A 6,762-nucleotide genomic window follows, 5' to 3' on the forward strand; every position below is an offset into this window, starting at 1 on the left:
CGCCGGTCCGGGTCGGATGATGGCAGGATCAATGGGGCAGGGGGGCGGCGAGGTCAATGGCAGCCATGCCGCAGGCCAGCGGTGATCTAAATTACTGAATATAGTGTGAAATATAAAAATATACTTGCAATAATGATTTTATGGATTATCTCCGCACAAGGATTGCAAAAAGGAGGTTTCCATCATGCAACGCTCCGTCGCCGCGCTCGGCGCAGGCATTGTCGTCGCCGGTTTCGGCATTCACGGATTTGCCGCGCTGGCCCACGCCGCCCCGCAGCTGTCGCCGCTCGTCAGCCCGGCTGAGCTCGCAGCTTTCAAGCGCGGTGCTGATCCGCTGCTTCTCGATATCCGTCAGGGCGAGGCGTCGGAGGGGGTCAGCGTTTATGAAGCCGGGCATGTCCCCGGCGCCGTGCATGCGCCCTATGCGCGCTGGCGCGGGCCGGCGGCGAACCCGGGTGAGGTGCTTTCCGATGCCGCGCTGACGGATTTCTTCCGCAGCCTCGGTGTCGAGGAAGGGCGGCCCGTCGTGGTGATCCATCAGGGTGACAGCATCAGCGATTTCGGTGCTGCCGCGCGTGTTTACTGGACTCTGAAATCCGCCGGTATCGACAATCTCGCCATCCTCAATGGCGGCGTCGAGGCATGGACGGCTGAGGAACTCGCGCTCGCTACCGACAGCCCTGCGCCGCAGCCGAGCGAGATCACGGTGAGTCTCGGTGAAGCCTGGATCGCCACGCGCGACGACATCCGCGCCATCGTCGACGGCGAAGAGAGCGCCACGCTGATCGATGCGCGTCCGGAGGCTTTCTACAACGGCGAGACGGCGCATGGCGCGGCCGCGCGTCCGGGTACGCTGCCGCAGGCACGTCTGTTCACGCATGCGAACTGGTTCGGTTCCGGCCCTGCCGTGATCGAGCAAGAGACCGTGCGCCGGCTCGTGGCCGAGAACAGCCTCGATAACGGCGAGGCGCTGGTCTCCTTCTGCAATACCGGCCATTGGGCTGCGACGAACTGGTTCGCGCTGAGCGAACTCGGCGGCATCGAGAACGTGAAGCTCTATCCCGAATCCGTCGTCGCCTGGTCGCAGGCCGGTCTGCCGATGGACAATGTCCCGGGCCGCCTCCAGCATCTCTGGATGTCCGTGAAGAGCTGGTTCTGATCCGATGACGAGCCTGGCCGCTACCACGACCAGCGAGACCGGCGCCCCGCGCGCCGGTCTCTTCTGGCGCATCCTCCTTGTGCTCGCGGGCCTTGCGGCAGTGATCGCCGTCGCGGCCCTTGCCGGTGCGCGTTACGGCCTGCTGCTCGCGGTCGGCCTCGGCTTCGGCATCGTTCTGGAGGGCTTGCGCTTCGGCTTCGCCGGGCCGTGGCGGGCGCTGATCCTGCGGCGCGAACCCGCGGGGCTCGTGGCGCAACTCGTTGCCATCGGCGCGGTTGCGATTGTCGCGATCCCGCTGATCGAGGCGCATTCCGGTGAATTGATCGGGGCCCATGCGCCGGTCGGCTTCGCCATGATCGGCGGCGCCTTCGTCTTCGGCATCGCCATGCAGATCGTGCTCGGCTGCGGCTCCGGTACGCTCGTCAATGCGGGCAGCGGCAATGCGGTGGGCGCCGTGGCGCTGCCCTTCTTCGCCGTCGGCAGCTTCGCCGGGGCTTGGCATCTCGACTGGTGGACCGGGCTCGGCACCGCGCCGGTGATCGCCTTCGGCGACGCCTTCGGCGCCTATGGTGGTCTCGCGCTGACGCTCGTGATGCTTGCCCTGGTGGCGATTATCGCGCTTCGTGGCGCAAAGCCGGAGCATCGCCGCATCCCGCGCCGGCTCTGGCTCGCGGCGGGGTTCATCGCGGTGCTCGCGATCGCCAATCTCGTCATTGCCGGCCAGCCCTGGGGCGTGGTCTACGGGCTCGGCCTGTGGGCGGCGAAGGGGGCAACGGCCTTGGGGGCAGACCTCTCCGGCTCCCCCTTCTGGAGCGCGCCGGCCAATATGGAGCGCGTGAGCCAGAGTCTCCTTACGGATGTCACGTCGCTGACCAATATCGGCATCATCTCCGGGGCGATGCTGGTCGCCGCCTGGCGGCGCGGTTTCGAGCAGCCGGTCCCGCGGCTGCCCGCCATCGCCTGGATCGCGGCGATCGTCGCAGGGTTGCTGCTCGGCTATTCGTCGCGCCTCGCCTTCGGCTGCAATGTCGGGGCCTTTTTCAGCGGCATCTCGACGGGCAGCCTGCATGGCTGGGTCTGGTTTGCCGCCGCCTTCGCCGGCTCGATTCTTGGTGTGAAGCTGCGCGCGCGGCTGGGTTTCGAAGGCGCACCGAAGCGAGGAGGGCGCGCATGAAAATCCTCTGGAGTCGCCGCCCCGTTGCGATCGCCGTTGCGTTCCTGCTGCTCGGCATCCTTGCCCTCGATTCCGGCGTCAGCGCCCCGCTCAACCCCTTCGCCGCGCCATCCCCCATAGCCCTCGGCTCCGGCCAGGCCGCCGGTGGAGCCCATTGCGCCGCCCCTGCGGTGCGGTGACCGCTCGTCATTGCCGATGGTGAACAATAAAAGAACAAGGCTTGTTGATTTAGTCTTTTCATTCTTGGCATTTCGTCCGAAAGTGGCATTGGTGATTCTAGTGTGAGGCGTCGGATGAAGGTCGCAGGTTTATTTGCCGGTATCGGTGGCTTGGAGGCCGGCCTCGCTGCGGCGGGGCACGAGGCGGTGATGCTATCCGAAATCTGGCAACCTGCCCGATCCGTCTTGGAAGCGCGCTATCCCGAGATTCCGCTTTCTGGCGATATTGCGAGCATTCATGCGCTTCCTGCCGATACGGAAATCATTGCGGCGGGATTTCCATGTCAGGACTTGAGCCAAGCGGGGCGGACGGTCGGAATTTCCGGAACACGTTCCGGGCTCGTCGGCCATATCTTTCGCCTTCTCGATCAGCGGCCGGTTCCATGGGTGGTGCTGGAGAACGTCTCGTTTATGCTACATCTCGACAAGGGCCGCGCGCTACGCACGCTCATTGAGGCTTTCGAGGAGCGTGGCTACCGTTGGGCCTATCGTGTTGTGAATTCGCTAGCATTCTTGCCACAGCGCCGCGAGCGCGTAATCTTTCTGGCGACAAAAACAGATGTTGATCCGTCGGGTGTCCTTTTTGCGGATGAAGTCACGCCCCCGGCTCTGGAGACGACGCTCGGCACGCATGCCCACGGCTTCTACTGGACCGAAGGGGTGCGGGGCCTCGGTTGGGCGCGGGATGCAATTCCTACCCTAAAGAACGGTTCGACCGTCGGTATCGCGTCTCCGCCGGCCATATTGCTCCCCGATGGTGGCGTCGTTACACCGGACATTCGGGATGCCGAGCGGCTGCAGGGCTTCGCAGCAGATTGGACGCAGCCTGCCGAGAATACCGGGCGGGCTTCGTTGCGCTGGTCGCTCGTGGGTAATGCGGTCACGGTTCCCGTGGCAGAGTGGCTCGGTCACCGGCTCGGTGCCCCGGGAAGCTTCGACCCTTCACGTGATCAGGCGTTGCCGAAAGATGGTCGCTGGCCGAAGGCTGCGCGCTTCGATGGGTCTGTCAGAAAGGCTGTAGCTATTTCGACGTTTCCGGAATTTCGAGCGCGGGATCCGCTCACACGCTTCCTGCAGTATCCTGGCAAACCCCTTTCCGAGCGTGCGACGCGCGGCTTCCTCTCGCGCACGCGAAAAAGCACATTGCGGTTTCCGCCGGGTTTCATCGATGCTCTGGATCGGCATCTTGATACGATGGAAATTGCGGGCACGCAGCGGTCCGTTCTCACCATCGCCGCAGAATGACGGGCGGCGGGCGCTTGCCGGACGCGTTCTGCAGGGACTTTCGCTGCGGCTGTCAGAGATCCTTGAAGCGCGTCGCGTAAATTGCTGCCAGACGATCGATCATAGCCGCGTAGTGATAGTTGCCGCCCGGTTGCGGAGCAGGCGCGCGGTTGAACAGCGTCACCGGCGAGCCGTCATTTGCGCATGAAACGACGACGATCGCCAGCGCATCGTAGCCTTGATCACCAGTTTTGCTGCGACGCGGAAGCTGCGCAACCTTGTCGACGGTGATTTGCGCGTCTTTGGGTTGCCGATGGGTGCTCCATTCCGGGTCCATCTGGCGATGCTTCTTGTTGAGGTCGGGGCTGAGGTAGCGCTCGGCGATGTTTACCATGACGAAGCCCGCCGCGATCGCCTGATCGCTCGCGCCGTGAACCGTCAGATGCGAGGAGTTCAACTCGTCGTAGAGCCGGGGCAACGCACGTTGGTGGGCCGTCATGCAGGCTTTTGCTTCGAGTGCCATGAGGACCGACCCGACTGGAGCACGCTTCAGGGACGGCAACTGACGAAGCGCTTCCTGCTCGTCTTCGGACAAGGTAATGTGGTACTCGGCAACCATGTCTGCCAGCGTACCGGCCCGACCATGCCGGGCTGCGCCTGAGGGTGTACACAGGACGAGGTCGAGGTCCTTCTTACGATCGTTGCTGAAGTCGCGCATTTCGTGGTTGATCCCGAATGCGACGCGACCGTCGGCGATCTGACGGCGCAGCAGGGGGCAGTGACACAGCATGTCGAATACGATACCCCAGCATGCGACTTTCGAGTGATGGTCGCTGCGGGAATGGTATTGCCAATCGTTTTCGTAACGATCTCGCCGGGTTGGGCGTGAAAGTGTTCTGGCGAGGATGTCCGGACCAAACATGTCGCGCGAATCTTTCGTTCTATTCTATGATAGATCGTTACAGTGCCGCGCCGGATTTGTCGACGGTTGCGCTCGGAAAGGTTGTTCACTGCACGACAAGACTCCGCGACGCGGTGAGCGTGCGCTTGTGGCGGATGGTGCATTCCATTTGGCCGGCGCATCGTTTACCGTCGCGCGCGATCGGGCCGGGATGCGTTCTTTAAGCGGGGTTTGTGGTGCTGTCGTTCAAGGATCAGGATAAGGACTGGCGACCGAGGCTGGTTCTGGCTTCGGCTTCGCCGCGCCGGCTGGCATTGTTGCAGCAGGTCGGGATCGAGCCCGATGCGCTGATGCCCGCCGATGTCGACGAAACCCCGGAGAAGACAGAAACGCCACGTGATCTGGCCCGACGGCTGGCGCGTCTCAAGGCGCAGGCCGCGCGGCGCGTGGCGGAGAAGGACGAAGCGCTTGGGCGTTGCTTCGTCGTCGCCGCCGATACCGTCGTCGCGCTGGGCCGGCGGATCCTGCCCAAGACGGAGACGATGGACGAAGCCGCCGCCTGCCTGCGCCTGCTCTCGGGCCGTCAGCACCGCGTCTATACCGGCGTGAGCGTGATCACGCCAAAGGGAAATCGGCGAGAGCGGCTGGTCGAATCGCGGGTGCGCTTCAAGCGGTTATCGCCCGAGGAAATCGAAAGCTATCTCGCTTCAGGTGAATGGCGCGGCAAGGCTGGCGGTTATGCGATTCAGGGGCTGGGCGGCAGTTTCGTCGTACGGCTCGTGGGATCCTATCCCAATGTGGTGGGGCTGCCCCTTTACGAAACCGTCTCGCTGCTCGAAGGTGAGGGCTTCCCCGTGCGCCTGTCCTGGCTGAACGCTGCGTAAGGCGCGTACGAAGACGCCCGATCACAACGCGCAAGAAGCAAGACGTCATGAATATCGCCAGCTGGCTCGAACAGGCCGGACGCTCCAACCCCGACGCCCCTGCAGTGGCGCTCGGCATGCGCGTCGCGATGGATTACGCAACGCTGGCCGGTCGCGCGGCGCGTTTCGCAAGCGCCCTGCGTGACCGCTACGGTCTCGTGCCCGGTGACCGCGTCGCGCTGGTGACAAAGAACTGCCCGCAATTTCTCGAAGTCCTGTGGGGAAGCTGGTGGGCGGGCTGTGCCTGCGTGCCGGTCAATGCCAAACTGCACGGTGCCGAGATCGGCTATATCCTGGAGCGCTCCGGCGCCCAAATCTGCATCGCGGGTGATGATCTCGGCGACGCCGTTGCAACGCACGCGCCGGCGTCGCTCGAAGCGATGGTGCGGATCGGTGGCGCTGACTATGCGCGGATCTTCGAGGCCGATCCAATCCCCTGCATGCCGGTGGCGGGGAGCGAGCTCGCCTGGCTGTTCTTCACCAGTGGCACCACGGGGCGCCCCAAGGGGGCGATGCTCACCCATGACAATCTGATCGCAGCGAGCTATGCCTATGCGGCGGAGGTCGATCCGGTGCGCGCCGGCGATGTCACGCTGCTCGCCGCCCCGATGAGCCATGGCGCGGGGCTCTACATCATGGCGCATGTGCTCGGGCGCGGCGTCGCAGTGGCGCCGGAATCCGGCGGCTTCGAGGCCGGCGAGATCTTTGCGCTCGCCGCCCATTGGCGCAACGCCTCGATGTTTGCCGCGCCGACCATGGTCAAGCGCCTCACCGCCGCGCGCGAAGAGGCGGATCCTTCAGCCTTCCGTACCATCGTTTATGGCGGCGCGCCGATGTATGTCGAGGATGCCGTGCGTGCCCTCGACCGGTTCGGTCCCTGCTTCGCGCAGATCTACGGCCAGGGCGAGAGCCCGATGACCATCACCCGGCTCAGCCGCGAGGAGATCGGCGATCGCCATCACCCGCGCTGGCGCGAGCGCCTCGCCACGGCGGGTGTCGCCTATGGCAATGTCGAAGTCGCCATCGCGGACGAGACGGGTCGCGTCCTGCCGCCGGGCGAGGCCGGGGAAATCATCTGCCGCGGTGCACCTGTCATGCCGGGCTACTGGCAGGATGAGAAAGCAACCGCGAAGACCCTGCGCGACGGCTGGCTGTTTACCGGC

7 protein-coding genes are annotated in these 6,762 nt (G+C 64.5%); 6 read left to right on the forward strand and 1 reads right to left on the reverse strand.

Going from position 1 to position 6,762, the window contains the following annotated elements:
* Positions 1–184 precede the first annotated feature (184 nt).
* The 4 genes from VKP01_RS12610 to VKP01_RS12625 all read left to right on the forward strand — a co-directional run bounded on the left by VKP01_RS12610 (position 185) and on the right by VKP01_RS12625 (position 3,796).
* Positions 185–1,159 (forward strand): sulfurtransferase, encoded by a 975-nt coding sequence (locus VKP01_RS12610; RefSeq protein ID WP_324412797.1) that lies wholly within the window; start codon positions 185–187, stop codon positions 1,157–1,159.
* 4 nt (positions 1,160–1,163) lie between these two features.
* Positions 1,164–2,333 carry a YeeE/YedE family protein gene (locus VKP01_RS12615; RefSeq protein ID WP_324412799.1) on the forward strand — a complete coding sequence of 390 codons (1,170 nt, stop codon included), beginning with the start codon at positions 1,164–1,166 and terminating at the stop codon, positions 2,331–2,333.
* On the forward strand, positions 2,330–2,512 hold the full coding sequence (locus tag VKP01_RS12620) for a hypothetical protein (RefSeq protein ID WP_324412800.1): 183 nt from the start codon (positions 2,330–2,332) through the stop codon (positions 2,510–2,512). Before VKP01_RS12615 ends, VKP01_RS12620 begins: the two co-directional genes overlap by 4 nt.
* A gap of 114 nt (positions 2,513–2,626) precedes the next feature.
* Complete coding sequence (locus VKP01_RS12625) at positions 2,627–3,796, forward strand: DNA (cytosine-5-)-methyltransferase (RefSeq protein WP_324412802.1); 1,170 nt, start codon at positions 2,627–2,629, stop codon at positions 3,794–3,796.
* Positions 3,797–3,848: 52 nt separating this feature from the next.
* On the opposite strand, the gene VKP01_RS12630 is transcribed toward VKP01_RS12625, so the two are convergent.
* The gene (locus VKP01_RS12630) at positions 3,849–4,697 is read right to left on the reverse strand and encodes a hypothetical protein (RefSeq protein WP_324412804.1); all 849 of its coding nucleotides are present in this window, start codon (positions 4,695–4,697) and stop codon (positions 3,849–3,851) included.
* Between the two features lie 215 nt (positions 4,698–4,912).
* Between VKP01_RS12630 and VKP01_RS12635 the strand changes: the two genes are divergently transcribed.
* Together VKP01_RS12635 and VKP01_RS12640 are read left to right on the forward strand one after the other, a co-directional pair.
* A complete protein-coding gene (locus VKP01_RS12635; RefSeq protein ID WP_324412805.1) occupies positions 4,913–5,560 on the forward strand; it encodes a Maf-like protein in 648 nt (215 codons plus the stop codon).
* A 47-nt stretch (positions 5,561–5,607) separates the two neighbouring features.
* The coding region (locus tag VKP01_RS12640; RefSeq protein WP_324412807.1) for an AMP-binding protein at positions 5,608–6,762 on the forward strand (1,155 nt) is incomplete at its 3' end.

The sequence above is a fragment of the Saliniramus sp. genome (assembly GCF_035311605.1).
GTDB lineage: Bacteria > Pseudomonadota > Alphaproteobacteria > Rhizobiales > Beijerinckiaceae > Saliniramus.